At 75.5% G+C, this 24,257-nt stretch carries 20 protein-coding genes; 7 read left to right on the top strand and 13 right to left on the bottom strand.

Annotated elements, in window-relative coordinates:
* Positions 1-4 precede the first annotated feature (4 nt).
* The 6 genes from AC07BF_RS17740 to AC07BF_RS17715 form a co-directional block, all read right to left on the bottom strand.
* Positions 5-2,425 (bottom strand): oxidoreductase, encoded by a 2,421-nt coding sequence (locus AC07BF_RS17740; protein ID WP_478333579.1) that lies wholly within the window; start codon positions 2,423-2,425, stop codon positions 5-7.
* Positions 2,422-4,449 (bottom strand): AMP-binding protein, encoded by a 2,028-nt coding sequence (locus AC07BF_RS17735; RefSeq protein WP_478333578.1) that lies wholly within the window; start codon positions 4,447-4,449, stop codon positions 2,422-2,424. Before AC07BF_RS17735 ends, AC07BF_RS17740 begins: the two co-directional genes overlap by 4 nt.
* Before the next feature lie 209 nt (positions 4,450-4,658).
* Positions 4,659-5,648, bottom strand: a complete 990-nt coding sequence (locus AC07BF_RS17730; RefSeq protein ID WP_363585215.1) for a hypothetical protein — start codon at positions 5,646-5,648, stop codon at positions 4,659-4,661.
* Positions 5,649-5,949: 301 nt separating this feature from the next.
* Positions 5,950-6,963, bottom strand: coding sequence for an alcohol dehydrogenase AdhP (gene adhP / locus AC07BF_RS17725; RefSeq protein WP_363585213.1), 1,014 nt, complete (start codon positions 6,961-6,963; stop codon positions 5,950-5,952).
* Between the two features lie 109 nt (positions 6,964-7,072).
* Complete coding sequence (locus tag AC07BF_RS17720; protein ID WP_363585211.1) at positions 7,073-7,576, bottom strand: GNAT family N-acetyltransferase; 504 nt, start codon at positions 7,574-7,576, stop codon at positions 7,073-7,075.
* Positions 7,573-8,898, bottom strand: coding sequence for a DUF6271 family protein (locus tag AC07BF_RS17715; protein ID WP_363585209.1), 1,326 nt, complete (start codon positions 8,896-8,898; stop codon positions 7,573-7,575). Before AC07BF_RS17715 ends, AC07BF_RS17720 begins: the two co-directional genes overlap by 4 nt.
* A gap of 374 nt (positions 8,899-9,272) precedes the next feature.
* Here AC07BF_RS17715 and AC07BF_RS17710 point away from each other — a divergent pair, with 374 nt between their 5' ends.
* Entirely contained in the window at positions 9,273-10,463 is a 1,191-nt protein-coding gene (locus tag AC07BF_RS17710) for a peptidoglycan-binding protein (protein WP_363585207.1), read from the top strand.
* 89 nt (positions 10,464-10,552) lie between these two features.
* Positions 10,553-11,542: an MsnO8 family LLM class oxidoreductase gene (locus tag AC07BF_RS17705; protein ID WP_363585205.1), complete on the top strand. Its 990-nt coding sequence runs from the start codon at positions 10,553-10,555 to the stop codon at positions 11,540-11,542.
* Positions 11,543-11,615: 73 nt separating this feature from the next.
* On the opposite strand, the gene AC07BF_RS17700 is transcribed toward AC07BF_RS17705, so the two are convergent.
* The gene (locus AC07BF_RS17700; protein WP_363585203.1) at positions 11,616-13,178 is read right to left on the bottom strand and encodes an APC family permease; all 1,563 of its coding nucleotides are present in this window, start codon (positions 13,176-13,178) and stop codon (positions 11,616-11,618) included.
* A gap of 147 nt (positions 13,179-13,325) precedes the next feature.
* Positions 13,326-14,936: an amidohydrolase gene (locus AC07BF_RS17695; protein WP_363585201.1), complete on the bottom strand. Its 1,611-nt coding sequence runs from the start codon at positions 14,934-14,936 to the stop codon at positions 13,326-13,328.
* A 271-nt stretch (positions 14,937-15,207) separates the two neighbouring features.
* Here AC07BF_RS17695 and AC07BF_RS17690 point away from each other — a divergent pair, with 271 nt between their 5' ends.
* The 5 genes from AC07BF_RS17690 to AC07BF_RS17670 all read left to right on the top strand — a co-directional run bounded on the left by AC07BF_RS17690 (position 15,208) and on the right by AC07BF_RS17670 (position 18,926).
* On the top strand, positions 15,208-15,816 hold the full coding sequence (locus AC07BF_RS17690; RefSeq protein WP_363585199.1) for a TetR/AcrR family transcriptional regulator C-terminal domain-containing protein: 609 nt from the start codon (positions 15,208-15,210) through the stop codon (positions 15,814-15,816).
* 667 nt (positions 15,817-16,483) lie between these two features.
* On the top strand, positions 16,484-16,867 hold the full coding sequence (locus AC07BF_RS17685) for a hypothetical protein (RefSeq protein WP_063350270.1): 384 nt from the start codon (positions 16,484-16,486) through the stop codon (positions 16,865-16,867).
* An 88-nt stretch (positions 16,868-16,955) separates the two neighbouring features.
* Positions 16,956-17,996: a hypothetical protein gene (locus tag AC07BF_RS17680; RefSeq protein ID WP_363585197.1), complete on the top strand. Its 1,041-nt coding sequence runs from the start codon at positions 16,956-16,958 to the stop codon at positions 17,994-17,996.
* Between the two features lie 82 nt (positions 17,997-18,078).
* Complete coding sequence (locus AC07BF_RS17675; protein WP_350879110.1) at positions 18,079-18,474, top strand: roadblock/LC7 domain-containing protein; 396 nt, start codon at positions 18,079-18,081, stop codon at positions 18,472-18,474.
* A 77-nt stretch (positions 18,475-18,551) separates the two neighbouring features.
* Positions 18,552-18,926 carry a hypothetical protein gene (locus AC07BF_RS17670; RefSeq protein WP_063350272.1) on the top strand — a complete coding sequence of 125 codons (375 nt, stop codon included), beginning with the start codon at positions 18,552-18,554 and terminating at the stop codon, positions 18,924-18,926.
* Positions 18,927-18,997: 71 nt separating this feature from the next.
* Here the strand turns inward: AC07BF_RS17670 and AC07BF_RS17665 are convergent, their stop codons facing one another.
* The 5 genes from AC07BF_RS17665 to AC07BF_RS17645 form a co-directional block, all read right to left on the bottom strand.
* Entirely contained in the window at positions 18,998-19,414 is a 417-nt protein-coding gene (locus AC07BF_RS17665; RefSeq protein WP_363585194.1) for a DUF6188 family protein, read from the bottom strand.
* 144 nt (positions 19,415-19,558) lie between these two features.
* Positions 19,559-20,686 (bottom strand): NUDIX hydrolase, encoded by a 1,128-nt coding sequence (locus AC07BF_RS17660; protein WP_363585192.1) that lies wholly within the window; start codon positions 20,684-20,686, stop codon positions 19,559-19,561.
* A gap of 108 nt (positions 20,687-20,794) precedes the next feature.
* Positions 20,795-21,676, bottom strand: a complete 882-nt coding sequence (locus AC07BF_RS17655) for an SGNH/GDSL hydrolase family protein (RefSeq protein WP_363585966.1) — start codon at positions 21,674-21,676, stop codon at positions 20,795-20,797.
* On the bottom strand, positions 21,651-22,847 hold the full coding sequence (locus AC07BF_RS17650) for a glycosyltransferase (protein ID WP_363585967.1): 1,197 nt from the start codon (positions 22,845-22,847) through the stop codon (positions 21,651-21,653). The genes AC07BF_RS17655 and AC07BF_RS17650 overlap by 26 nt, the downstream gene beginning before the upstream one ends.
* Positions 22,844-24,061, bottom strand: coding sequence for a glycosyltransferase family 4 protein (locus AC07BF_RS17645; RefSeq protein ID WP_363585968.1), 1,218 nt, complete (start codon positions 24,059-24,061; stop codon positions 22,844-22,846). Before AC07BF_RS17645 ends, AC07BF_RS17650 begins: the two co-directional genes overlap by 4 nt.
* Positions 24,062-24,257: the final 196 nt, after the last annotated feature.

Raw genomic sequence — 24,257 nt, 5'->3', positions numbered from 1 at the left:
CTGCTCAGCGCGGTTCGGGGGTGGGCGGCGGCCAGCGGCGGTGCACCGGCGCGGCGGGCTCGGCGAGCAGGTGCAGGCGCGGTGCGACCCGGTCGGCGTTCGGGCCCGGTGGTCTGCGGCTGCCCGCCGACCAGGGGCCGGGCCAGTGCGCGCCCGGCCCGGTGTAGCCCTGCTCGGCGGCGGCGTGCAGCGTCCAGAGCGGGTCGTACAGCTGGGCCCGCCCGATCGCGACCAGGTCGGCCCGCCCGGCCAGGAGCACGGAGTTGGCGTCGTCGTGCCCGGAGATCGCGCCGACCGCGATGGTCGGCAGGCCGGTGGCGGCGCGGATCAGCTCGGCGAACGGGGTCTGGTACCCGCGTCCGTACGGCGGCCGCTGGTGGGCGACCACCTCGCCGGTGGACACGTCCACCGCGTCCGCCCCGCCGTCGGCCAGCGCGCGGCCGATCGTGACGGCCTCCGGTCCGGTGGTGCCGCCGGGCGCCCAGTCGCAGGCCGAGATCCGCACCAGTAGCGGCCGCCCGGCAGGCCAGACCGCGCGGACGGCCGCCAGCACCTCCAGCGGCAGCCGCAGCCGGTGCGCGAGCCGGCCGCCGTAGCGGTCGGTGCGGTGGTTGGTCAGCGGTGAGAGGAAGCCGGAGAGCAGGTGGCCGTGGCCGAACTGCAGCTCCAGCGCGTCGAAGCCGGCCCGTGCCGCGCGTTCCGCCGACTCGGTGAAGTCCGATACCACGGTGGCCAGTTGGGTGGCGGTGGCCGCGTGCGGGGGAGGGCTGTCCGGGCCCCAGGGGAGCGGGGAGGCGGCGAGCAGCGGCCAGCCGTCGGCGAGTGGACGCCCGATCCCGTCCGGGCCGGGTGCGGCGGTGGCGCCCCGGCGGCCGGCGTGGGTCAGCTGGAGGCCGACCGGGGTGTCGCTCACCGCGCGGACGGCGTCGACGAGTTCGCGCCAGGCCGTCTCCTGGCGGTCGTTCCACAGCCCCGGGCAGCGGTCGGTGGCCCGGCCCCCGGGGCTGACGGCGGCCATCCCGGCGAGGACCAGCCCGGCGCCGCCGAGCGCGTGCGCGGTCAGCTGGGCCCGGTCGAAGCCGCTGGGCAGGGTGTCGGTGGAGGTGAAGGTGGCGAGCGGGGGCACCACGACGCGGTTGCGCAGCTCCAGGGCGCCGAGCTTCAGCGGCCGGAACATCGGCGGCACACCGGGCGGGCCGCCGGCGGCGGCGTCCACCGCGTCGACGAAGTCGGGGTCGCGGGCCCGCAGGTTGCCGTAGGTGACCCGGCGGCTGCGGGTGAGCAGGTTGAACGCGAACCGGTCGGCGCCCTGCCCGGTGCGCCGCTCCACCGTCTCGAACCACTCCAGGCTCGCCTGCGCGGCCCGCTGGGTGGACTCCACCACCGGGCGCCGCTCCGCCTCGTAGGCGGCCAACGCCTGCTCCAGCGCCGGCTGTTCGTGCAGGCTCGCGGCGAGCGCGAGGGCGTCCTCCAGGGCGAGCTTGGTGCCCGAGCCGATCGAGAAGTGCGCGGAGTGCGCCGCGTCGCCGAGCAGCACCACGTTGCGGTGGCGCCAGCGGGCGTTGCGCACGGTGGTGAAGCGGATCCAGCGGGAGGCGTTCGGGATCAGCCGGTGGCCGTCCAGGTGCCCGGCGAGCAGGTCCGCGCAGCGCCGCACGCTCGCCTCGTCGCTCGCGCCGCGGGCCGGCTCCCGGGCGGCGAGGGCGGCGAACCCGGCGCGGCGCCAGGCGTCTTCGGCGATCTCCACGATGAAGGTGGAACGGGTCGCGCTGTACGGGTAGGCGTGCACCTGGAGGGTGCCGAAGTCGAACCGCTCGACGATGAAGGTGAAGGCCTCGAAGACCTTGTCGGTGGCGAGCCAGATGTAGCGGCAGTGCCGCTCGTCCAGGTCGGGCCGGAAGGTGTCGGCGTAGGCCGCCCGGGTGCCCGAGTGGATGCCGTCGGCGGCGACCACCAGGTCGTACTCGGCGGCGAGCCGGTCGACCGGAGGGGCGGGGGTGCGGTAGCGCACGTCCACCGCGAGCTGCTCGCAGCGCTGTTGCAGGATCGCGCGCAGCCGGTTGCGGTCGAGTGCCGCGAAGCCGTGCCCGCCGCAGGTGCGGACCTCGCCCGCGTAGCGCACGTCGATGTCGCTCCAGCGGGCGAACTCGGCACCGATGGCGGCGAAGACCTCCGGGTCAGCCTGGGCGATGCCGTCCAGCGTCTCGTCGGAGAACACCACGCCGAAGCCGAACTCGTCCTCCCGGCCGTCGCGTTCGAAGACGGTGATCTCCCGGTGCGGTGCCAGCCGTTTGGCGAGCGCGGCGAAGTAGAGCCCGCCCGGACCGGCGCCGATCACCGCGATGCGGCGGGCGGTGGTGGGGTTCGCGATGCGGCGGGCCGCGGTGGTGCGGGCGGTGGTGGTGGTGCGGGCCGCGGTGGTCACCGCACCACCTCCGGCTGTTGCGGTCCGGCCTCGGCCAGCGCGCGGCGCACCGGCGCGGGCCAGGGTTCGGCGCCCTTGGCGTTCGGCGCGGCGTGCACCACCGACATCCGCCCGGACGCGGCCAGGCCGTGCGGGCCGTGCACCTCGAAGGCGTAGTGCAGCGAGGAGCCGCCGACCCGGACCACCCGCAGCTCGGTGCGGACCAGGTCGCCGAACCAGAGCCGCTCGCGGTAGTCGGCCTCGAAGTGCACCCGCGGGATCCGCCCGAACAGCTCGGCCAGGCCCAGCCGGCGCAGCAGCGCCGCCTCCGCGGCCTCGGCCCAGCGCTGGACGGCCGAGAAGTGGTAGTGACCGGCCGCGTCGGTGTCGGACCACTCGACCCGGCGCTCGATCGCCACACTGGCCGGGGCGGTCGCGGCCAGCCGGCGCAGCTCGGCGCGGTGCAGCTTGCCGGTGGCGGTGCGCGGCAGCCGGGTGACGAACTCGACCGCGCGCGGGTACTTGTACGGGGCGATGGTCCGTTTGACGTGCTCCTGGAGGCTCCGCACCTGCTCCGGCCCGGTGGGCGCGCCCTCGCGCAGCACCACGTAGGCCTTCACCACGGTGCCGCGCCGTTCGTCCGGCGCCCCGACCACCGCGCAGTCGGCGACGTCGGGGTGGGCGGCGAGGGCCTGCTCGACCTCGGGGCCGGCGATGTTGTAGCCGGCCGAGACGATCATGTCGTCGTTGCGCGCCTGGTACCAGAAGTAGCCGTCCCGGTCGCGGACGTAGGTGTCGCCGGTGAGGTTCCAGCCGTTGCGGACGTAGTCGCGCTGGCGCTCGTCGTCCAGGTAGCGGCAGCCGGTCGGGCCCTTGACGGCGAGCAGACCGGGCACGCCGTCCGGCACCGGCCGGCCCTGCTCGTCCAGGACGGCGGCCCGGTAGCCGGGGACGGGGCGGCCGGTCGCGCCGGGGCGGATGTCGCCGTCGGCGGCGGAGATGAACACGTGCAGCAGCTCGGTGGCGCCGATGCCGTCGATCAGCCGCTGCCCGGTGGCCGCGTGGAAGGCCTCCCAGAGGGCGGCGGGCAGGTGCTCGCCGGCCGAGACGCAACGCCGTACGCCGGACAGGCGGTCGGCGAGCCCGGCGGCCAGGATCGCCCGGTAGGCGGTCGGCGCGGTGAACAGCACGCCGACCCGGTGCCGGTGGACCTGCTCGGCGAGCTGCTCGGGGGTGGCCTGCTCCAGCAGGAGGCTGGCGGCGCCGGCGCGCAGCGGGAAGACCACCAGGCCGCCGAGTCCGAAGGTGAAGGCGAGCGGCGGGGTGCCGGCGAACAGGTCGTCGGGGGTGGGGCGCAGGAGGTGGCGGGAGAAGGTGTCGGCGTTGGCGAGCACGTCGCGGTGGAAGTGCAGGGTGGCCTTGGGCCGTCCGGTGGTTCCGGAGGTGAAGGCGATCAGCGCGACGTCGTCGGCGGCGGTGGGCACGGCGGTGAAGCCGCCGCTCTTGGCGGCGCAGCGGGCGGTCAGGTCCTGGGGGCCGGGCCCGCCGAAGGCGAGCACCCGCAGGCCGGGTGTCTCGGCCCGGGCGAGGTCGTCCAGGTAGCGGTGGTCGCACAGGGCGATGGCGGGCCGGGCGATCCGGTGCAGTCCGGTCAGTTCGGCGGCCCGCAGCAGCGGCATGGTGCTGACGGCGACGCCGCCGGCCTTCAGGACGCCGAGCCAGCAGGCCACCAGCCAGGGGGTGTTGGGGCCGCGGAGCAGCACCCGGTTGCCGGTGGCCAGGCCGAGGTCCTCGGTCAGCAGCCGGGCCACCCGGTCGGCGTGGTCGCGCAGTTCGCCGTAGGTCCACTGGCCGGTCGGGGTGAGCAGGCAGCGGCGGTCGGGGCCGTACCGGGCGATCGTTCCGTCGAGCAGCGCCTGGGCGCAGTTCAGCCGGTCCGGATAGAACAACTCCGGTATGTCGAAGCGGAGTTCTGGCCACTGGTCGAAGGGTGGGAGATGGTCGCGGCAGAACGTGTCCACGTGCGCGGAGGGGGATAGCTCCATGGGCGGGCACCTCATCGTGCGAGCGGGGAGTGAGGCCAGTATGGCGTGTTGGTGACGCCAGTCAAGAGAGCGATACACGCATTCGGGGGAGCGGGCCCCTCGCGGCCTCACCGGTGGCCCCACCCGTGTCCCGGCGCAACGGCAGCCGCACCCGGCGACCGGTTCGGTCGGGGTGCGGCGCGTTCAAGCAGGGGCTGCGGGCGGCCGGGTCAGGCGGTGGCCCCCTGGGCGGCGGCGTCGGGCTCGCGGCCGTCCTCGGCCTGCTGGGCGCGTTCGGCCAGCAGTCGGGCGAACAGGGCCAGCACCGGAGTGGCGGCGTCGGAGCCCGGGCCCGAATCGCGGACGTACAGCAGCGTGATGCCGACCCGCACCAGGGCCTCCGCCCCTTCCGCGCCGTGCGTCCGGGCGGCGCGCTGGTCGCCGATCGAGGGGAGGGGGACGGCGGCGGCCGCGTCGGCGCCGCCGACGTGGGCGAGCATCGCGTCGAAGGCCCGGCCGGCGGCGTCGGCGGAGGCGAAGGTGACCACGGTGAACTGTGCGCTGTGCGTGGTCACGGCGCGGAACGTCACGGTGGCGTAGGCGAGTTGCTGGTCACAGGCGTCCGGGAGCAGGCAGGGCACGTCCTCGCCCGGGCCCGCTCCCGACTGTGGGCCGCTCTCCACCTGCCAGCCGCCCGGCATGGCCCGCAGGTCGGGTAGCACGCCCTGCACCTGGGCCGGGTCGCGCAGCGTCCGCCCGGCGTGGGCCAGGTCGGGCCCGCCCGGCCGCAGCAGCGGGCGCGAGCCCAGGTTGATCCCGACGGCGACCAGGGCGGTGACCACGATCAGCGCCAGCGTGACGAGGACGGGGGCGGCGCCGATCCGGGCGGCCCGGGCCTGGGCCCCGGCGACGGCCGGATCGACCCGGAGGTGGACGGTCGGCGGGTCGGCGGGCCGGCCGAGCTCGGTGGTGGCCAGGTACCGCGCGAACGCCGGGTCCGTGGTGAGCAGTTCGCCGACGGCGGCGGTCAGCCCACCCCGCGCCCGGGCGTCCCCCGGGTTCGCCTCGACCGCGTCCACGGCCCGGGCGCCCTCCGGCGTCGCCCGCAGCCGCACCCGCACCAGATCCGCCACCGACCGCCCCGGGCCGCCCGCCACCCCCTCGGCCGCCCGCACCAGCACGCCCACCACCACGGGCACCAACTCCTGGCCGTCCCCCACGGCAACTCCCCCCGCCCAACGAGTCGTTGCCCCCACGATCCCGGACCGGGCGGCGCCGCGCCCCCCGCCGGACGGAACGGAGACGGAACTGCAACCGGGCCCGGACGGGGGTGGGGCGGGCGTGACCCGCGGGGCCTCTGGTGCCCGAACGGGCCGGTCAAGGGGGCGGATCGGCCGCGAGCCGCGTCCCGACGGCGGACGGACGGGTGCCGGGCGCGGCGAACCGGCGGGCGCGGCTGACCGGTGGGCGCACCCGTTCGGCCGGGGCCGGGTTCAGCGCAGGTTGCTCAGCGCAGGCCGCTCAGCGCAGGTCGAAGACCAGCCGGGCGGAGACCTTGCCACCCAGCACCTCGTCGAAGCAGGCGTTCACCTCCTCCAAGCGGCGGGGCTCAAGGATGACGCGGGTGCGGCCGAGGGCGTGCAGCCGGAAGACCTCGGCGAGGTCCTGGCGGGTGCCGACGATCGAGCCGATCACCTTGGTGCCGTTCAACACGGTTTCGAACACCGGCAGTTCGAGCTTCCCGCCGGCCGGGAGCGCCACCAGCACGAGCGTGCCGCCGCGCCGCAGCGCACCGTAAGCGGCCTGGAAGGAGGCGTTGCTGACGGCGAGGGCGATGGCCGCGTGGGCGCCGCCGAGCCGCTGGACCTCCGCCGCGACGTCCTGGGTGCGCGCGTCGAGGACGTGGTCGGCGCCGAGTTCGCGGGCCAGGGCGAGCTTGTCGTCGGTGACGTCGACCGCGATGGTCTCGGCGCCGAAGATCCGCGCGTACTGGAGCGCGAGGTGGCCGAGCCCGCCGATGCCGGAGACCAGGACGCGGGTGCCCGGGCGGGCGCCGGAGACCTTGAGCGCCTTGTAGGTGGTGACGCCCGCGCAGGACAGCGGCGCGGCGTCGAGCGGGTCGAGGCCGTCCGGGACGGGCACCACGTAGTCGCCGTGCGCCAGCGCGTACTCGGCGTAGGCGCCGTCCACCGAGTAGCCGCTGTTGTGCTGCTGGAGGCAGAGCGTCTCCCAGCCGGAGACGCACTGGTCGCAGCGCCCGCAGGCGTCGGCCAGCCAGGGGATGGCGACCCGTTCGCCGACCCGCACGTTGCGCACCTCCCCGCCGACCGCCTCGACGATCCCCACGCCCTCGTGGCCGGGCACGAACGGCGGGCTCGGCTTGACCGGCCAGTCGCCGTGGGCGGCGTGGATGTCGGTGTGGCAGAGGCCGGACGCCTCGATCCTGACCCTGACCTGGTGCGGCGCGGGCTCGGGGACGGGGCGGTCCTCGATGACCAGCGGCGCGGTGAAGTCGTGGACGACGGCGGCCTTCATGCGCTCTCCCTCGGTCGGTGGTGATGCTGCTGGCGGCTGGGCGCAGCCGTCAGCAGCATCACTCGACGGGGTGAGTGCCGCAGCCCGGACTACTCCGGACGAGTGAAGGTCAGCCGGCTGCCACCGGCATCGACATGTAGACGGCGCGCTTGCCGTAGCAGGACGGCACCGTCACCTCGCGGTGGGCGCGGTAGCCGAGCAGCCGCAGCAGGATGTCGGTGCCGCGGACCGCGACCATGGAGATCCGCTCGAAGCCCTGCTCGGACGCCTGCTCCCGGAAGTGCCGGATGAACCCCAGTGCGACGTCCCGGCCGCGCAGGTCCTCGGCGATCACCAGGTCGTGCACGTGCAGGTTGTCCGACGCGAACACCGCCTCCTCCGGCCGGTCGAGGTCCGGGCAGCGCAGCGGTGGGTACGGCAGGCTCAGCAGGTAGCCGCGGACGGCGCCGTCCTGCTCCAGCACGAAGCAGGTCCGCGGCGAGGCGAGGGCGCGGGACTGCAGCGCCTCCCGGCCCTCCGACAGTCCGTCGGCCGCGTAGGCGTCGTGCTCCAGGGCGACCACGGCATCCCAGTCGCCCTCGGCCAGGAGCCGGATCCGGAGGTCCTCGCTCACCCGGCCGCAACCTCCGAGGCGGTGCCGAGCCCCTCCGCGCGGGAGGCGGCCACCAGCGACGCCCACGCTCCCATCAGCACCGCCCAGCGCTCGGCGTCCTCCTGCGCCTCGTCCAGGAGCTGCTGGCGCTGCTCGGCCACCGCGTCCGCGAGCTCGGCGTACTTGCCGCCAAGCTTGCGGTAGGAGCGGTCCAGGACGTCCAGGCAGTACTCGTTCCCGGCCCGGTCCCAGTCGACGCTGCCCCGCACCAGGTCGAGGATCGGCTCGACCTTCAGCCCGTGCCGCTCGTCCAGCAGCCCGCGGCCGAGGTCGATCATCCCGCCGTAGACCGGGTACAGGTACAGCATCGACAGCAGGAACTTGACGAACCGCATCTGGTAGGAGATGAAGCCGGCGCCGATGCGGCGTTCGGGCGTGTAGTAGTTGACGATGTGGCGGTTGTGGACGACGCCGGGCAGCCGGGAGTGGACCATGGCGTGCAGCAGGGCGTAGTCGCTGCCGATGGTCTTGACCGAGGGCAGCAGCGGCAGCACCTCGTAGGCCCGGTGGTCCAGCGCGATGTTGCACATGTAGACGTCCCAGATGTCGGGCACGCCGAGGACGGATTCGTCGGTGGTGAACGGCTCGGAGCCGGCGCCCTTGAACGAGACGTCCACCATCGCGTCCCGGTCCTCCTCCGGCCACACCGGCGGGGTCCACAGGCGCACCACGTCGCGGTAGATGTCCGGGTCCAACTCGTGGATCTCGCTGATGTCCACGTTGAGTTCGCCGATGAAGGAGCCGCTGACCAGCATCACCGGCTTGTCCGCGTCGGCCGGGTCGAGCTCGGAGCGGGTCACACCGGCCGCCGCCTCGCCGGCCGGTCGGCCGATCGAGAGCAGCTCGTGGTGGATCGGGAAGATCTTCCGACCGTCGACGACCTGGAAGTCGGCGTCGTCGTTGCGCAGGTGCGCCGAGGTGCAGCCCAGGGCGGCCGCGCCCAGGAAGAGCCGGTTGACGCAGGAGCCGTACGCGACGGCCGGCGGGAGCATCATGTCGAGCAGCAGTTCCGGGTCGGCGGCGCCGGAGCGCTCGGCCACCCGGCGCAGGAACTCCCGCTGCTGCGCGTTGCCGAGGTGGTGGACGACCACGCCGGGGGTGGGCTCCAGGGCGGCCACGGCGCCCGCGTTCTCCGCGAACTGGGCGGCGTCGGTGGTGTCGAGGATGAGGAGGTGCACCTCGACGTCGAAGTTCGCGACGGCGTAGGCCGCCTCCTCGGCGAGTTCCACGATGGTGTCGGGGCAGGATCGCATGGTGGGCAGGGCGAGGCAGACTCGTTGCATAACGGTGGAATCTCCGTCGGTTCGTCAGAATCGTGGCGGTGATGACGGTATGAGTGCTTTTCGCGCACCACCGTGGACTAGACCAGTTCCGAAGTCAACGATTGACAGAGCGGCTGCGGCGGGGTGGAATGCGCCCCCGCCCGACGGCTTTCCGGAGCCTCTCGGGCTTCCTTCCGGGCAGGGTGGAGCGCGGGTCCGGCGGCACGCGGTGCGGGCCTCCGGGTCCGTACGCGAGGACGAATTCCCGTCACAGATCCGAACGGGCGCGCGAGCACGGGTGGTTCATTGCCGTGCATTGCGCCGTTGGGGTCAATCCGGAGGGCGAACCTGCCGATACCCGCAACGACGTCCGTTCGCCGCCTGGAGGAGACCGCATGTCCGACCTGTGGCTGCCCGGTGCCGAGATCCACGACCTCGGCGACCACGCGCCGACCGACCAGCAGTACCCCCCGAGAGCCATCGCCCACATCACCTGGGACCGCAACGCGACCGCCGCCGCGCCGCAGGACTGGTGCACCTACGAGGACCTGGTGAACTACTTCACCGGCAGCGGCGCCGGCGACGCGCCGCACCTGGTCTGGGACCCGTTCAGCGGCCGGATCGCCCAGTTGTTCCCGGCCGACTCCCGCTCGAAGAGCCTGCTCAGCCCGACGACGAGCCCGACCCGCACCAACCGGGCCGGGCGCGTGGTGATCCAGATCGAGGCGGTGTTCTTCCCCTACTGCACCTACCAGGGCACCGTGTACCCGCGGCTGGTCGACACCCCGTGCGCGGGCTGGGACCGGATCCACGCCTGGATCGCCTCCTGGGGCGTGCCCGACGTGTGGCCGATGGGCCGGCCGGTCGACTTCACCAGCGACCGCGACGAGCAGGTGTGGGAGGCCAGCGGCGGCTGGTACGCGCACGCCCACGTCCCGTTCAACGACCACACCGACCCCGGCTCCTGGCCCGACTTCACGGCCGGCCCCGGCACCCCGATCCCCTCGCCCTCGCAGCACCCCCCGGCGGACCCGACCCCGGCCCGGTACCAGACCACCATCAACGGCCTCCCGTACGGCTACGGCGCCCAGGGCTACCAGGTCACCGTGGTCGGCCGGGGGCTCGTCGCCCAGGGCTTCGGCGCCCACTACCGCTCCGGCCCCGGGCCGAACTGGAGCGACGCGGACACCGAGAACTACGCGGACTACCAGCGGAGTCTGGGCTACTCCGGCCAGGCGGCGGACGGCGTGCCGGGGGAGAGCTCGCTGCGGCGGCTGCTCGGCTACCTGCCCGGTCCCCGGACGGTGTCGCTCGCGCACGTCGTGGCGGCGGCCCGGACCGACCCCGGCGCCGAACAGGGGCACCGGACGTACGGCGCCGAGGTGGCGATCGTCGAGCAGGCCCTGGCGGACGAGGGGCTGCTCGAACAGCGCTGGGTGGACGGCTCGTTCGGCAGCCTGACGGTCACCGCCTACGCCGGGTGGCAGCGCCGGTGCGGGTACGCCGACGCCGCCGCGGACGGGATCCCGGGGCAGGACTCGCTGCACCGGCTGGGCGCGGCGCAGGGCTTCGCCGTCACGGACTGACCGGGGCCCGTCCGTACCGGGGCATGGCGGAGGGGGGAATGCCCGGCTCGGCGGCGGGCGTTGTCCACCGCGTGACCAGCGCTGCGCCCATGACCAGGCTCTCCGTCCTCGACCGCTCCCGGACCAGACGGGGCGAGGAGCCGGCGCAGGCGTTGCGGGACACGGTGGCCTTCGCCCGCGAGGCCGAGCGGCTCGGGTACCACCGCTTCTGGGTCTCCGAGCACCACGGCGTGCCCGGGGTGGCGGGATCGGCGCCGACGGTGCTCGCCGCGGCGGTGGCGGCGGCCACCACCCGGATCCGGGTCGGCACGGGCGGGGTGATGCTGCCCAACCACCAGCCCATGGTGGTGGCCGAGCAGTTCGGGGTGCTCGCCTCGCTCTTCCCCGGCCGGATCGACATGGGGCTCGGCCGCTCGGTCGGGTTCACCGACGGCGTGCGGCGGGCGCTGGGCCGGGAGAAGGACTCCGCGGACGACTTCGGCGCCCAGCTGGCCGAACTGCTCGGCTACTTCGACGGCTCGCAGCAGGCCCACCCCGGCGTCCACGCCCGCCCGGCCGAGGGCCTGCGGGTGCCGGCCTTCGTCCTGGCCACCGGTGCGGGCGCCGACCTGGCGGCCGACGCCGGGCTGCCGCTGGTCATCGCCGCCGTCCGGGGAGAGGAACGGATGCTCGCGGCGATCGACCGCTACCGCAGCCGGTTCCGCCCCTCGGCGCAGGCCGCCGAGCCGTACGTGGTGGTCTCGGGCACGGTCGCGGTCGCCGGGAGCGCCGACCGGGCGCGGGAACTGCTCGTTCCGGAGGCGTGGTCCGGCGCGTACTCCCGCACCCACGGCGAGTTCCCGCCGCTGGCGCCCGCCACCGAGATCCTGGCCCTGCCGATGAGCCCGCGCGAGCAGGCCGCCTACGAGCAGTCGCTGAAGGGCCACATCGCGGACACCCCGGAGCGGGCCGTCGCCGAACTCGCCGCCCTGGTGGCGCGCAGCGGCGCGGACGAGTTCCTGGTCACCACCAGCACCTACGACCGCGCCGCCCTCCTCGACTCCTACCGGCTGCTCGCCGAGGCGGTCGGCCAGGCCTGAGGCCGCCGGCCGGGGCCGAGGCGGGTGGGCCAGCCCTGCGGCGCCGCCTTGCTCGGCCCGTCGACCTCCGAGCTCAGCCCGCGTCGACCTCCGACATCCCGAGCCGGGCGTACACCTCGGGCCGCCGCGCCCGCAGCCGCAGCGCGATGGCGACGCCCGTCAGGAACACCACCGGCACGATCGCCACCAGCGGCCAGTTGACCTCCGGTCCGGCATTGGTGAACAGGTCCAGCCGCCACACCACCAGCGCCGTCGCCCCGCACAGCAGCACGGTGGCGGCGACCGGCGCCACGACCGTCCGGAACGCCCCGGCGCTCGCGGCCGCCTCGCGATTGCGACGGAAGAAGGCGTACACGGACAGCCCGGCGAGCGCCTGCAACACCAGGATGCCGACCACGCCGGGGGAGTTCACCCAGAGGAAGAACTGGTTGTACGGGTCGGCCCCGATCAGCGCCGCCACCACGACGGCCACCGCCGCCAGCACCGACTGCGCGATGCCGCCGATCCACGGGGAGCCATGGCGCGGGTGGACCCGGCCGAGCGCGGCCGGGGCGGCCTGCTCGGTGGCGAGGGCGTAGCCGTAGCGGGTGATGGTGTTGTGGAAGGCGAGCAGCGCGGCGAGCAGGCTGGTCACGATCAGCACCCGCTGGAGGTCGGTGGCCCAGGCGCCGACGTAGTCGGTCATCGCGGTGAAGAACATCCCGGCCGGGTCGGCGGTGGCGGTCGCGACGGCCTCGGTGGCGCCGAAGGCCTGCACGATCATCCAGGTGATGAAGGTGTAGAAGAGGCCGAGGAAGGCGATCGCCGCGTAGGTGGCGCGCGGCACCGTCCGCCGTGGTTCGCGGGCCTCCTCGCGGTAGATGGCGGTGGCCTCGAAGCCGATGAACGCGGCGAAGGAGAGCCCGAGCACCCCGCCCATGCCCCCGGAGAACACGTTGTGCGGGGCGAACGAGGACAGGTCGAGCCCGTGCGCGCCGCCGCGCACCAGCACCGCCACGGCGAGCACGAGCAGGATGCCGGTCTCGGCGATCAGCAGCGCGCCGAGCACCTTCGCACCGAGGTCTATCGAGCGGTAGCCGAGGAGCCAGACCACCGCGACGCCGAGCAGCGCCCAGACCGGCCAGGGCAGGTCCAGGCCGAGCAGGTCGGCGGCGGTGGTGTGGGCGAAGAAGCCGAAGGCGCCGTACATGCCGATCTGGATGGCGTTGTACGAGAGCACCGCGAGCAGCGCGGCGCCGAGCCCGGCGGGGCGGCCGAGGCCGCGGGTGACGTAGGCGTAGAACGCGCCGGCGTTGCGGATGTGCGCGGTCATGGTGGTGAAGCCGACCGCGAAGAGGGCCAGGATGACGCCGGTGGCCAGGTAGGCGACGGGCGTGCCGATGCCGCCGAAGGCGATCGCGAACGGTGCCACGCCGGCCATCACGGTCAGCGGTGCGGCGGCGGCCACGACGAAGAAGACGATGTCGCCGGTGCCGAGCACGCCGCCTTCCAGGCGGGCGGGGCCGGTGGAGCCGGCGGTTGCGGTGCCGGGCCCGGTGCTGTCGGGCCCGGTGTCGGGCCCGGCGCGGCCGGTGCCGGGGCCGGTGCGGGGGGAGCCGGGTGCGGTCGGGGAGGCCGCGTCGGAGGGCAGGGTCATGGGGGAGCTCTCCTGGGGTCGTACGGACGAGGGTAGAGCGGTCGGCCGCCGATCGGGTGCGGGCGGTCGACGGGGACCGGACGCCGTGGGGGGCGTTTCGGCGGGCGGGTACGGGGGGCCCGCCCTGGGTCAGTGCGTGCGTCGGCTTCAGTGGGTGCGTCGGCCGCCGAGCCAGGTCCCGGCCACCGGGACGGCGGCCAGCTCGTCGGCCGGCACCGCGTAGGGGTCGGCCGCCAGGTGCACCAGGTCGGCCCGCATCCCGGGCCGCAGCACGCCCCACTCCGCCTCCTCGAAGGCCTGGTGCGCGACACCCGCCGAGTACGCGGCGAGGGCCTCGGTGAGGCCGATCCGCTCCTCGGGCAGCCAGCCGCCGGCCGGCAGGCCGTCCGGGGTCTGCCGGGTGACGGCGGTGGCGAGACCGGCCAGCGGCTCGTACCGGGTGACCGGCCAGTCGCTGCCGAAGGAGACCCGGGCGCCACCGCGCAGCAGCGCGGCGATCTGGTACTGCCGGGCGCCGCGCTCGGGGCCGAGCCGGGGGAGGGTGAGTTCGGTCATCAGCGGGTCGGTCTGGGCCCACAGCGGTTCGAAGTTGGCGATCACGCCGAGTTCGGCGAAGCGGGGCAGGTCGGCCGGGTCGACCAGCTGGACGTGGGCGATCACCGGGCGGCGGGCGCGCAGGCCGTTGCGGCGGGTGGCGGCCTCGACGGCGTCCAGGGCGATCCGGACGCCGTGGTCGCCGATCGCGTGGATGTGCGGCTGGAAGCCGAGCGCGTCGACGGCGGTGACGGCGTCGGCCAGTTCGGCGCCGGTCCAGTTGGCGACGCCGTGGGAGTGCGGGCAGTCGCTGTAGGGCGCCAGCAGGGCGGCCGTCCCGGACTCGACGACGCCGTCGGCGAAGAACTTGACCGCCCGGGCGGTGAGCCGGCCGCGCCCGCCGGCCTCGACCCGCTCCCGGTCGGCGGCCAGGGCGGGGAGCCGTGCGCGCCAGCCGTCCGGTTCGAGCAGCAGGGCGAGCCCGGCCCGGACGGGCAGATCGTGCTCGGCGACGGCGGCGAGCCAGGTGTCGACCTGCGCGGGCTCGATCCAGGCGTCCTGGAGCCAGGTGAGCCCGGCGGCGGCGAGTGCGGCGGTGGTCTCGCGCAGGGCGGCGACCTGTTCGGCGAGCGGGGGCGGCGGGACGAGCGCGAGGACGGGGTTGAGGGCGCCGAACTCGCGCAGGGTGCCGAGCGGGGAGCCGTCCGGGCGGCGGACGATCTCGCCGCCCACGGGGTCGGGCGTGTCCGGCCCGTACCCGGCGCGGCGCAGCGCCTCGCTGTTGGCCCAGCCGGTGTGGTGGTCCATGGTGCGTAGCAGGACGGGCCGGTCGGGGACGGCGGCGTCGAGCAGCCGGGCGTCGAACAGGCCGCCCTCGGCGAGCCACGGATTGACGGCGTCCCCGGTGATCCACTCGGCCTCGGGGTGCCGGGCGGCCCAGGTGCGGACGGCCTCGACGACCTCCTCCAGGCTGGTGCAGTCGCGCACCGGCACGCCGCGCAGCCCGATGGCGCCGAGCAGCGGGTGGAGGTGGCCGTCGCCGAAGGAGGGCAGCAGGGCGCCGCCGGCCAGGTCGACGGTCTCGGTGCGGTCGTCGCGCAGGGCGAGCGCCGGGTCGCCGAGGGCGGTGATCCGTCCGGCGGTGACGGCGAGGGCGTGGGTGGCGGGGTGGGCGGGGTCTCCGGTGTGGATCCGGCCGCCGGTGAAGATCGTGTCGGCACGCATGGGGAGCGTCCTCTCCGGGGCGCGGCAGGTGACGAGGACGACCTGCCTAAACCGAATGGGGTTCGGTTACCGTAGGCGCGGCACCGGCGGGTGCGGAAGAGTTTTATTGAAAGCCATTCAGTAACGCTTGGGTAACGATGATCTTGAGGGTTCTCCGGAGGGCTCTCCGGCCCCTCGCCCTCCCGAAGATCCTCCGGAAGGCTTCCTGAAGGACTCCCCGAGGGCCCCCGAAGGACTCCCCGAAGGACTCCCCGAAAGACGAGGAACCGGCATGGCCAGGCCGCGCACACCCCTGCTGGACCGGCAGCGCATCGTCGACACCGCGTTGCGGCTGGTCGACGAGGCGGGCGACCTCACCATCCCCGGCCTCGCCGGCGCCCTCAAGGTCAGCCCCTCCGCGCTCTACCACCACGTCGCCGGCCGGGCCGAGATCGTCGCCCTGATGCGCGCCGAACTCGTCCGCACCATCGGCGAGCAGTCGATGTGGGACCAGCCCTGGGACGCGGCGCTGCGCACCTGGGCGCACGCCTACCGGGACGCCTTCGCCGAACACCCCGGCATCGTGCGCCTGCTCGCCACCGCCCCGCTCGCCGAACCGTTCATGCACGCGCTGTACGAGCGCGCCGTCGCCACCCTGGAGGGCGCGGGCTTCGCCGCACGGGATGTGATGGGCGTGATCACCGCCCTGGAGAGCTTCATCCTCGGCTCCGCCCTCGACCTGGTCGCCCCGGACGTCATGGTCGACGCCGTCGACCGTGACGCCACCCCGCGCCTGGCCGACGCCCTCGATGCCGTCCCCGCCGGCCGCGAACGCGCCGACCGGGCCTTCGAGCTGGGCCTCACCGCCCTGATCGCGGGTTACCGGGCGCTGCTGCCCTGACCGCCCTCCGTGCCAGGGCTGTCGGGGTCGCCGCGCCGGGGTTGGGTCGCCGCCGTTCCGCCGGGTCCGGTCCCGTTCCTCCCTCCGGTTTCTGAGCAGGCGTGATGACCTGCTAATGTTCTTCTCGTCGGGAGGGAAACAACCTCCCGAACAGGCGTCAGCGGTGCTACCAGAGCACGTCCTACTTTCAGTAGGAAGAGTCCGTGCGACCCGGGCCTGGCGCTCCACCCGAAGGGGCTCGTTCCGTCCAGCGGAACGGGCCCCTTCGTCATGCCCGGGGCTCCTTCGTCATGCCCGAGGGCCCCGGCGGCAGTCGGGCGGCGACCCGGTGGTGTAGACCTGCTCGCCCGGTCCTTCTACCGCATGACGGCGGTCGAAACCCTGCCGTGCGGCCGGTTCTCGGCCAAGCTCCCCTGCCAGGTGGTCGGCGGGTGGCGGTGGACTGCGGGCCGCGACCGTCCCCGGGCCAGCGGGTTCGCCCGGCGGCGATGGCTGACGCCTCGTCATACCTTGGCCGGAAGTGGATGCTACTGATGTGAATATGCCATTGGAATGTTCGTCATATGGAATCCGGCAGTAGCCTTCCGTGTCGAGCCCGCCACTGCTGGTGGCGGCCCGGCCGTGCCGTGCTGCGCCCGGCTGCCCAGACCCCCTCGAAGGAGCCGGTGTGCCGGGTATCGACGAATGCCTCGCCGGAGCGATGTCGATCTCCGGGGCACGCTCCGCGAGCCTGGTCGACTGGAGCAGCGGACTCGCGCTCGGCAGCCTCGGCGAGTGCCCGACCGGCGACCACGAGACCGCGGCCGCCGAGACAACCGACTTGGTACGGGCGGCCGTTGAGAGCCAGACCTTCACCGGGGCGGAGGACCGGCGGTCGCCGTTACAGGACGTCATCGTCACCGCCGGCCGCAGCTACCACCTCATCTGCTTCATCGACACCGTCTTCGACAGCCGCCTCGTCCTCCACCTCTGGCTCGACCGTGCCCAGGGCAACCTCGCCGCCGCCCGCTACCGCCTCCAGGCGCTCGCCGAGGAACTGGTGCTGGGGTGAACGGGACGCCCACCGCGGCCATCGGGTTTCGGCCAGCACGCCGGACGGGCCGCCCCCGCCGCCCGCGCTCCACCGGCCGGTGGCCCGGATGACCGCCGCGCCCGCCGCCGTCCGCCCGCCCGCACCGCCGCAGACCCCCGGCGAGGCCCTCGGCCTGCTCGCCGCCCGCCGCGCCACCGGCGCCCTGCGCGGCCCGCTCGGCAGCCTGCACCTCGTCGACGGCCAGGTGGCCCACGCCGACTCCCCGCGCGCGCCCGGCCTGGCCGAACTGCTCACCGGCTGCGGCCGGATCACCCCCGGGCAGTGGGCGGAACTGCTCCGGCTCCACGGCCCGCGCGCCCGGGTCGGTGAGGCCCTGGTCGAACGGCGGCTGCTCACCCGGGGCGAGCTCGAACTCGGCCACCTGGGCACGCTCTTCGACGCCGCGTTCTTCGTCCTCGCCGACCGGACCGGTGGCGTCTGGCGGTTCGAGCCCGACGCCCGGCACTGGCTGGGCCCGGTGGCCACGGTCGACCCCGGCCGGCTGCGCCGCGAGGTCGAGCGCCGGGGCCGGCTGCTGGAACGGATCTGGCCCTGGCCGCAGCTCGACACCGCGCCGGTTCGCCCGGTGGTGCCGGTCCCACGGCCGTCGAACCGCCCGCCCGGCCGCCGCCGGCGCGAACTGCTGGACCACGCCGACGGCCGAAGAACCCCGGCGGACCTCGCGCGCCTGCTCGGCCGGTCCGGCTTCGGCGTCACGGCGGACGTCCGTCGCCTGGCCGCCGCCGGGCTGCTCGCCGCCCCGCGGCACGCCGCGCCGGCAGTGGCACCGAGCGCTGCGACATCCGTGGCACCCGCGACATCCGTGGCACCCGCGACGCCTGTGGTACCTGGGGCGCCGAGGCCCGCGACGCCCGTCGCGGAAGCCGAGGCGCCGGCCCCCGAGGCGTCGGCCCCCGCCCGCCCGCCGGGAGGCCTGCACCGCCGGGTCCCCGGCGCCACCCTCACCGGCGCCACGCCGTCCGGTCCCGTGGCCCCCACCCACTCCGATCACCCGCCCACCACGGCCACGGCCCACTCGCTGGCCGTCCCCGACCCGGACATCGCGCTGCTGACCCGGGTCCGAACCCTTCTGGAGGCCCGACTTTGAACCACTCTCCACCCGCGACCCCGCCGTCCCGGCCATGAGGCGGGCGCTCAAGCAGCGTGTCGGAAGGAGACAACTGATCGCCTTGGAGACCGAACTGCTCGCCGAGCTCCGCGCCGTCAAGCAGCGCGTCCCGCACCTCGCGGGTGGCCTGGTGGCCAGCGTGGACGGCCTGTTGGTCGCGCACGACACCCACGGGGCGGAACCCTCCGGCCTGGCCGCGATGACGGCGGCCTCGCTGTCGCTGGCCCAGCGGCTCGCCGACACCACCGGCCAGGGCGAGTTCCGCGAGTCGCTGGTGCGCGGCGAGCACGGCTACGTCGCCACCTACGCGGCCGGGGGCAGTTGCGTGCTGGCGCTGCTGGCGCACCCGGACGTCAATGTCGGCCGGCTGCACCTGGAGGCCCGCCGCTCGGCCCAGCGGATCGCCGGGCTGCTCAGCGACAGCCTCCTGCCCAAGGACCCCCGCGACCCGGCCTGACCGGCCTGACCGGTCAGGCCCCCGGCCCGACCGCACCTACCACCCCAGCACACCACCACCGAAAGGGAGTTACCCAGATGACCGACGCAGCCGGCGCGCTCAAGCAGGCCATGACCAGCATCGAGGGCGCCATCGGCGCGGCACTCGTGGACTACAACAGCGGCATGGCGCTCGCCACCCTCGACGGCCCCGGCGGGCTGGACCTCAACGTGGCCGCGGCGGGGAACACGGACGTGGTTCGCGCCAAGATGCGCACCATGGACATGCTCGGCCTACAGGACGGGATCGAGGACATCCTGATCACCCTCAGCAGCCAGTACCACCTGATCCGGCCGCTCGCCGGCCGCACCGGCAAGGGCCTCTTCCTCTACCTGGCGCTGGACAAGGCGCGGGCCAACCTGGCGATGGCCCGCCACCAGCTCACCAGGATCGAGGCCGACCTGGAGGTCTGACAGGCCGGACAGCTTGGACAGGCGGACAGGCCGGAGAGTCCGACCGGACGACGCGTCGGCCCGGCGTCGGCTCAGGCCGCGCCGGGCGCCGTCCACCGGACCTCGCCGCCCGGCAGCGCCGCGCACATCGCCCCCTCCGCGGTCTCCACGCTCCACGGCGCGAGCTGCGCGTGCGGCGGGACGGACAGCGCGCCGCCCTCCGCGAAGGCCAGCTCCAGGCCGCCGGCGAGGGTGATCTCGGCGGTGTCGACGGTCCGGCCGACGAGCGCGAGCAGGGTGCCGGTCGGGCGGATGGTCAGCGCCGGAAAGTAGTGCTCGACCTCCGCCGGGGCGGTGAAGGAGGGCGCGGCGAGGCGGAACTCGTGCGCCACCCGGACGGTCACCGGCCCGTCGAGGGTGAGGTCCAGCCGGTCGCCGCCGCTGACCGACGCCACTCGCCGGCCGGCCAGCGCCTCCGTGATCCCGTGCTGCGTGATCCCGTTCTGCATGGCCCCAGTGTGACCCACCCGACCCGGCCCTGTCCGCCCTGCCCGACAGCCCCGTCCGACCAGCCGGTCCGACCAACCCACCCGGCCGGTCCCCCCCCGACTCGCCCTCCTGAACCCTCCTGAGCTCGCCCGGCCCGCCCGCCGCTACCCGGCGGTGCGTCCGCGCACCAGCTCGGCCGGCCCGCCCGCCCGCTCCCGCGCGGCCAGCGCGGCGGCCGTCCGGGCCCAGGACGGGCCGGTCAGCAGCGCCCGTGCCTCGGCGGGGCCGCAGAGCCGCCACTCCACCAGCTCCTCCTCCGGCAGCGCGATCGAACCGAGCATCCGCTCCGTTACCGTGCCCCCGTCGAACACGGACACCAGCACGGCGGTGTCCCGCCCGGTCGCCGGGTCGGCCTCCGGGTCGGCGGCCGACCCGGGCTGCCAGTCCAGCGCCAGCAGCCGCCCCGGTTCGACCTCCCAGCCGAGTTCCTCGCGGATCTCGCGCCGGACGGCCGCCCGGGGCAGTTCCCGGTCCGCCTCGATCCCGCCGCCCGGCAGCGTCCAGTACGGCACCCGGCCGCGCGGCCCGTCCCACGGCCGCAGCCGGACCAGCAGGACCCGCCCGGCGTCGTCGGTGAACAGGGCCCGGGCTTTGGCCCGGATCCGCGGGCGGGTGGCGATGTAGGTGGCCCGGTCCATCGGCGGCTCGTACCCGGGCCCCGCCGCCGGCCCGCCGGGGGCGGGGCCCAGGGCGGTGACCCCGGCCAGCCCGGTGTACGCGGGCGGCGGTTCGTCCGCCGGCAGGTGGTCGAGGGTGTGCCCCACGGGCCTGCTGTCCTCCAGCTCCAGCGGACCGGCCGACCGCGGCGCCCGCAGGCAGGCCGTGACCCGGCGGGACAGCAGGGGCGGCAGCGCGTGGCCCGCCTGGTCCGGGGTCAGCCAGGCCCAGCCGCCGACCTCCGCCGCGTCCGGCCGGATCGCCGCGGCCTGTTCGGCGGTGAGTGGCTGCGCCCAGTACAGGTACGCGGCGATCGGCGGCCGGAAGTGGTCGAGCGTCCAGTCGACGCAGGCCAGCGGCCCCAGCCGGGGCGTGAACCCGAGTTCCTCCACCACCTCGCGCAGCGCGGTCTCCCGTGGGGACCGGTCCTGCGGCTCCCACCCGCCGCCCGGGATCGCCACCGGATGCTTCCGGTCGTACGGCAACCGCACCACCAGCACCCGCCCCCGCCCGTCCGGGAACAGCACCCCCGCCGCCGCCAGCAACTCCCGCCCGCTCCCGGATGACGCGTCCACCGCTGCTCCCTCCGTCAGGCCCGGTTCGAAGGCCGTGTCCCCCCGACGACTCGGCGGACCCCTTTCATGGTTCCCCCCACGAGCCGTCCTAGCCGAGCCCTCGCCGCCTCACCCCAGTGACGCGAGGGCCTGCGCCGCCGCGCGGGCCATCTGCTCGTCGTGCCGCCCGTTGGACCCGCGCAGCCGGGCGATGCCTTCGGCCGCCGCCAGGGCGAGCAGTCCGGGCAGCAGGTCGGTGCTGCGGGCGGCCACCCAGCGGGTGCCCTGGGTGGCCATCCACCACAGGTCGGCGGCCCGGCCGGGTGGGGCCTCGGCGGGGGTGTCGACGGGCGGCGGGCCGAGGGGGTGGCCGGCGGCGGCGAGCAGCTCGTGGAACCCGCGGGCGATCAGGTGGTGGCCCTCGGCGCTGGGGTGCAGCCGGTCGACACTGAGCAGCCGACGCTGCGCGCACCAGGGCAGCTCGGCGATGTGCAGGTGCACCGCCCGGTGCCGGGCGGCGAGGGCGTGCACGACGGTGTTGACGGCCTGCATCCGCCGCGCCAGCGGTCGGGCCAGCGGCGCGGGCAGGCGGAGCAGGGTGCCCGGATCGGGTAGGCAGGCGGTCAGCAGGACGGCGCCGTGGCTGGAGAGTTCGCCCAGGGTGGCGTCCAGATCCAGGGTGGTGCGCCGGATGTCGAAGCCCGCCCGCAGGGTGTCGTTGCCGCCGACCACCACGGCCGCGAACCGTGGCCGTAGCGCCAACGCGGAAGGGAGTTGACGATTCGTCAGGTCGGTGGTCAGGGCGCCGCTGCACGCCAGGTTGGTGAACTCGACGCCGCCCTCGGGTGCCAGCGACCGGGCCAGGACGGCGGCCCAGCCGCGCCATCCCTCACCGACCGGGTCCCCGACCCCTTCGGTCAGCGAGTCCCCGAGCGCGACGAACCGCACCGGCCCGCCGGTGACCGGCCGGCCGTCCGCGGACCGGTCACGCCCGGTGCCGAGCACGCTCATCCCAACCCTCCTCCACCGCGCCGGGGTTCCGCACGCCGTGGGCCGCGAGGAACGCGGCCACCGCGGCCGGCCAGCCGTACCGCTCGGCCCGGGCCCGGGCGCCGGCCCGCCGCGCCTGCTCCGGGCGCGCCAGCAACTCCCGTACCGCCGCGGCGAATCCGGCGCCGGTGTCGGCGGCGGCCACCCCGGCCAGGCCGATCAGCCCGGGCAGCGCGGAGGAGCGGCTGACCGCCACCGGTGTCCCGCAGGCCAGCGCCTCCAGCGCGGCGAGCCCGAAGGTCTCCACCGGCCCGGGCGCGAGCACCACGTCCGCGCAGCCCAGCAGCCGGGCCAGTTCCTCCCGCCGGCCCAGGTGCCCGAGGAGGCGCACCGGCAGCCGCAGCCGCTCCGCCCGGGCCGCCAGCCGGTCCCGCAGCGGTCCGGTCCCGGCCACCACCAGGACGGCCGGCAGCCCCCGGGCCCGCAGTGCGGCCAGCGCCTCGACCGCCCGCTCGGGCCGCTTCTCGGCCGAGAGCCGGGAGCAGAGCACCAGCAGCACGTCGTCCGGCCCGCAGTACCGCGCCCGCTCCCGGGCCCGCGCGGCCGGCGGCAGCGGGCGCATCGCGTCCAGGTCCACGCCGAGCGGGGCCCGGGCCAGGTTGGGCGCGCCGATCCGCCGGAACTCCGCCGCCGCCCAGTCGGTGGTGCAGAGCACCGCGTCGTACGTACGGGCCGTCGCCGCGTTGAGCCGGTCGGCGGCCGCGTCGGCGAGCGGGCGGGGCAGCCCCCAGGTGCGCAGCACCCCGACGGCGCTCTCGTGCGACACCATCACCGAGCGGACGCCGTGCCGCCGGGCCCAACTGCCGGTCCAGCGCAGCGTGGTGCGGTCGGACACCTCCAGCCGGTCGGGTTTCAGCCGGGTCAGTTCGGCGGCCACCGCCCGCCGGTCGGTGAGCACCCGGTAGCCGCCGCTGGCCGGCAGCACCGGCCCGGGCAGGGTGACCACCAGGCCCTGCTCGCCCTCCTCCTCGCTGCGCCGCTCCCCGGGCACGATCAGCACCGGCCGGTGCCCGGCGGCCAGATAGCCGGCACCGAGGTGGCGCAGCGCGGTGCGCAGGCCCCCGGAGACCGGGGTGACGAAGTTCGCGAGCCGCACGATGGTCAGCGGTTCGCGGTCGGCGGTGTCCGTCATGCCGGCAGCTCCTCCACGACGGCGACCGGCTCGACGACCGCCGGGGGAGCGGAAGGGGGAGCCACCGGTGTGCCGCGGTGCTCGGCGAGGACCTCCGAGTAGTGCCGCAGCAGCAGGTCGCCGACCGCCTCCCAGGTCCGCGCGGTCACCTCGGCCCGTCCGGCGCGCCCGTACGCGGCCCGCCGCCCGGGGTCGGCGGCCAGTTCCGCCACCGCCCGGGCCACCGCGGCGCCGTCCCGGGGCGGCACCAGCAGGCCCGTCCGGTGGTGCGCGACCAGGTCCAGCGGGCCGCCGGCGGCCGGGCCGATCACCGGCACGCCGCTCGCCATCGCCTCCTGGATGGTCTGGCAGAAGGTCTCCAGCGGGCCGGTGTGCACGAACACGTCCAGGGTCGCGAAACAGCGGGCCAGTTCCTCGCCGGTCCGGCGGCCGAGGAACACCGCGCCGGGCATCGAGGCCCGCAGCCCGGGCCCGGACGGCCCGTCCCCGATCACCACCACCCGCACCCCGGGCAGGGCCGACGCGGCGGCCAGCAGGTCGACCCGCTTCTCGGGCGCCAGCCGCCCGACGTACCCGACCAGCACCTCCCCGCCCGGGGCGAGCGCCCGGTGCAGCGCCTCGTCCCGGTGCCGGGGGTGGAACCGCGCCGAGTCCACCCCGCGCGGCCACAGCTGCACCCTGGGTACTCCGTGCGCGGTGAGGTCCTGGGCGGCGGGGGTGGACGGCGCCAGCGTCCGGGCCGCGGCCCGGTGCACGGCCCGGATCCGCCGCCAGGCGGCTGCCTCCCCGAGGCCCCGCCCGGCCCGGTAGGCGTGCGCGTACCCGGCGAGGTCGGTCTGGTAGACGGCCACGGCGGGGACGCCGAGGCGGGCCGCGACCTGCACCCCGCGCGCGCCGAGCACGAACGGGCTGGCCAGGTGCACGATGTCCGGCCGGTGCCCGGCGACGGCGGCCGCCAACTGCCGGCTCGGCAGCGCGATCCGCACCTGCGGGTACCCGGGCAGCGGCACCGACGGAATGCGCACCACCGGCAGCTCCACCGCTTCGGAGCCGCCGAAGGTGTGCGGCGGGCACGCGGCGCCCCGCGCGGGTGCGGGGGTGACGACGAGTGGCTGGTGGCCCCGGCGGACCAGATGCTCGGCCGTCCGCAGCACGCTGTGGGCGACTCCGTTGACCTCGGGCGGAAAGGATTCGGTGACGATGACGACGCGCATGTCGGTGTTCTGTCCGCGCCCGGCGTGCACCCGGCCAAAGGGATCTGTCGTAGAAGCGAACGCGGGGGGGGGGGGTGTGCCTCCCCCCCCCCCCCCCCCCCCCCCCCCCCCCCCCTCACCCCCCCCCCCCCCCCACCCCCCCCACCCCCCCCCCACCCCCCCCACCCCCCGCCCCCACAACCTCCGACAACCTCAC

The sequence above is a fragment of the Kitasatospora sp. NPDC043950 genome (assembly GCF_056435345.1).
This window is presented reverse-complemented; position numbering and strand designations above follow the sequence as displayed.

What these genes read in the sequence shown, in the direction of transcription:
- AC07BF_RS17705 (WP_363585205.1), top strand. Translation starts at nt 10,553, where the DNA reads ATGACCAGGCTCTCCGTCCTCGACCGCTCCCGGACCAGACGGGGCGAG.
- AC07BF_RS17670 (WP_063350272.1), top strand. Translation starts at nt 18,552, where the DNA reads ATGACCGACGCAGCCGGCGCGCTCAAGCAGGCCATGACCAGCATCGAG.
- AC07BF_RS17710 (WP_363585207.1), top strand. Translation starts at nt 9,273, where the DNA reads ATGTCCGACCTGTGGCTGCCCGGTGCCGAGATCCACGACCTCGGCGAC.
- AC07BF_RS17735 (WP_478333578.1), bottom strand. Translation starts at nt 4,449, where the DNA reads ATGGAGCTATCCCCCTCCGCGCACGTGGACACGTTCTGCCGCGACCAT.
- AC07BF_RS17650 (WP_363585967.1), bottom strand. Translation starts at nt 22,847, where the DNA reads ATGACGGACACCGCCGACCGCGAACCGCTGACCATCGTGCGGCTCGCG.
- AC07BF_RS17645 (WP_363585968.1), bottom strand. Translation starts at nt 24,061, where the DNA reads ATGCGCGTCGTCATCGTCACCGAATCCTTTCCGCCCGAGGTCAACGGA.
- adhP (WP_363585213.1), bottom strand. Translation starts at nt 6,963, where the DNA reads ATGAAGGCCGCCGTCGTCCACGACTTCACCGCGCCGCTGGTCATCGAG.
- AC07BF_RS17700 (WP_363585203.1), bottom strand. Translation starts at nt 13,178, where the DNA reads ATGACCCTGCCCTCCGACGCGGCCTCCCCGACCGCACCCGGCTCCCCC.
- AC07BF_RS17665 (WP_363585194.1), bottom strand. Translation starts at nt 19,414, where the DNA reads ATGCAGAACGGGATCACGCAGCACGGGATCACGGAGGCGCTGGCCGGC.
- AC07BF_RS17695 (WP_363585201.1), bottom strand. Translation starts at nt 14,936, where the DNA reads ATGCGTGCCGACACGATCTTCACCGGCGGCCGGATCCACACCGGAGAC.
- AC07BF_RS17655 (WP_363585966.1), bottom strand. Translation starts at nt 21,676, where the DNA reads ATGAGCGTGCTCGGCACCGGGCGTGACCGGTCCGCGGACGGCCGGCCG.
- AC07BF_RS17680 (WP_363585197.1), top strand. Translation starts at nt 16,956, where the DNA reads ATGACCGCCGCGCCCGCCGCCGTCCGCCCGCCCGCACCGCCGCAGACC.
- AC07BF_RS17690 (WP_363585199.1), top strand. Translation starts at nt 15,208, where the DNA reads ATGGCCAGGCCGCGCACACCCCTGCTGGACCGGCAGCGCATCGTCGAC.
- AC07BF_RS17715 (WP_363585209.1), bottom strand. Translation starts at nt 8,898, where the DNA reads ATGCAACGAGTCTGCCTCGCCCTGCCCACCATGCGATCCTGCCCCGAC.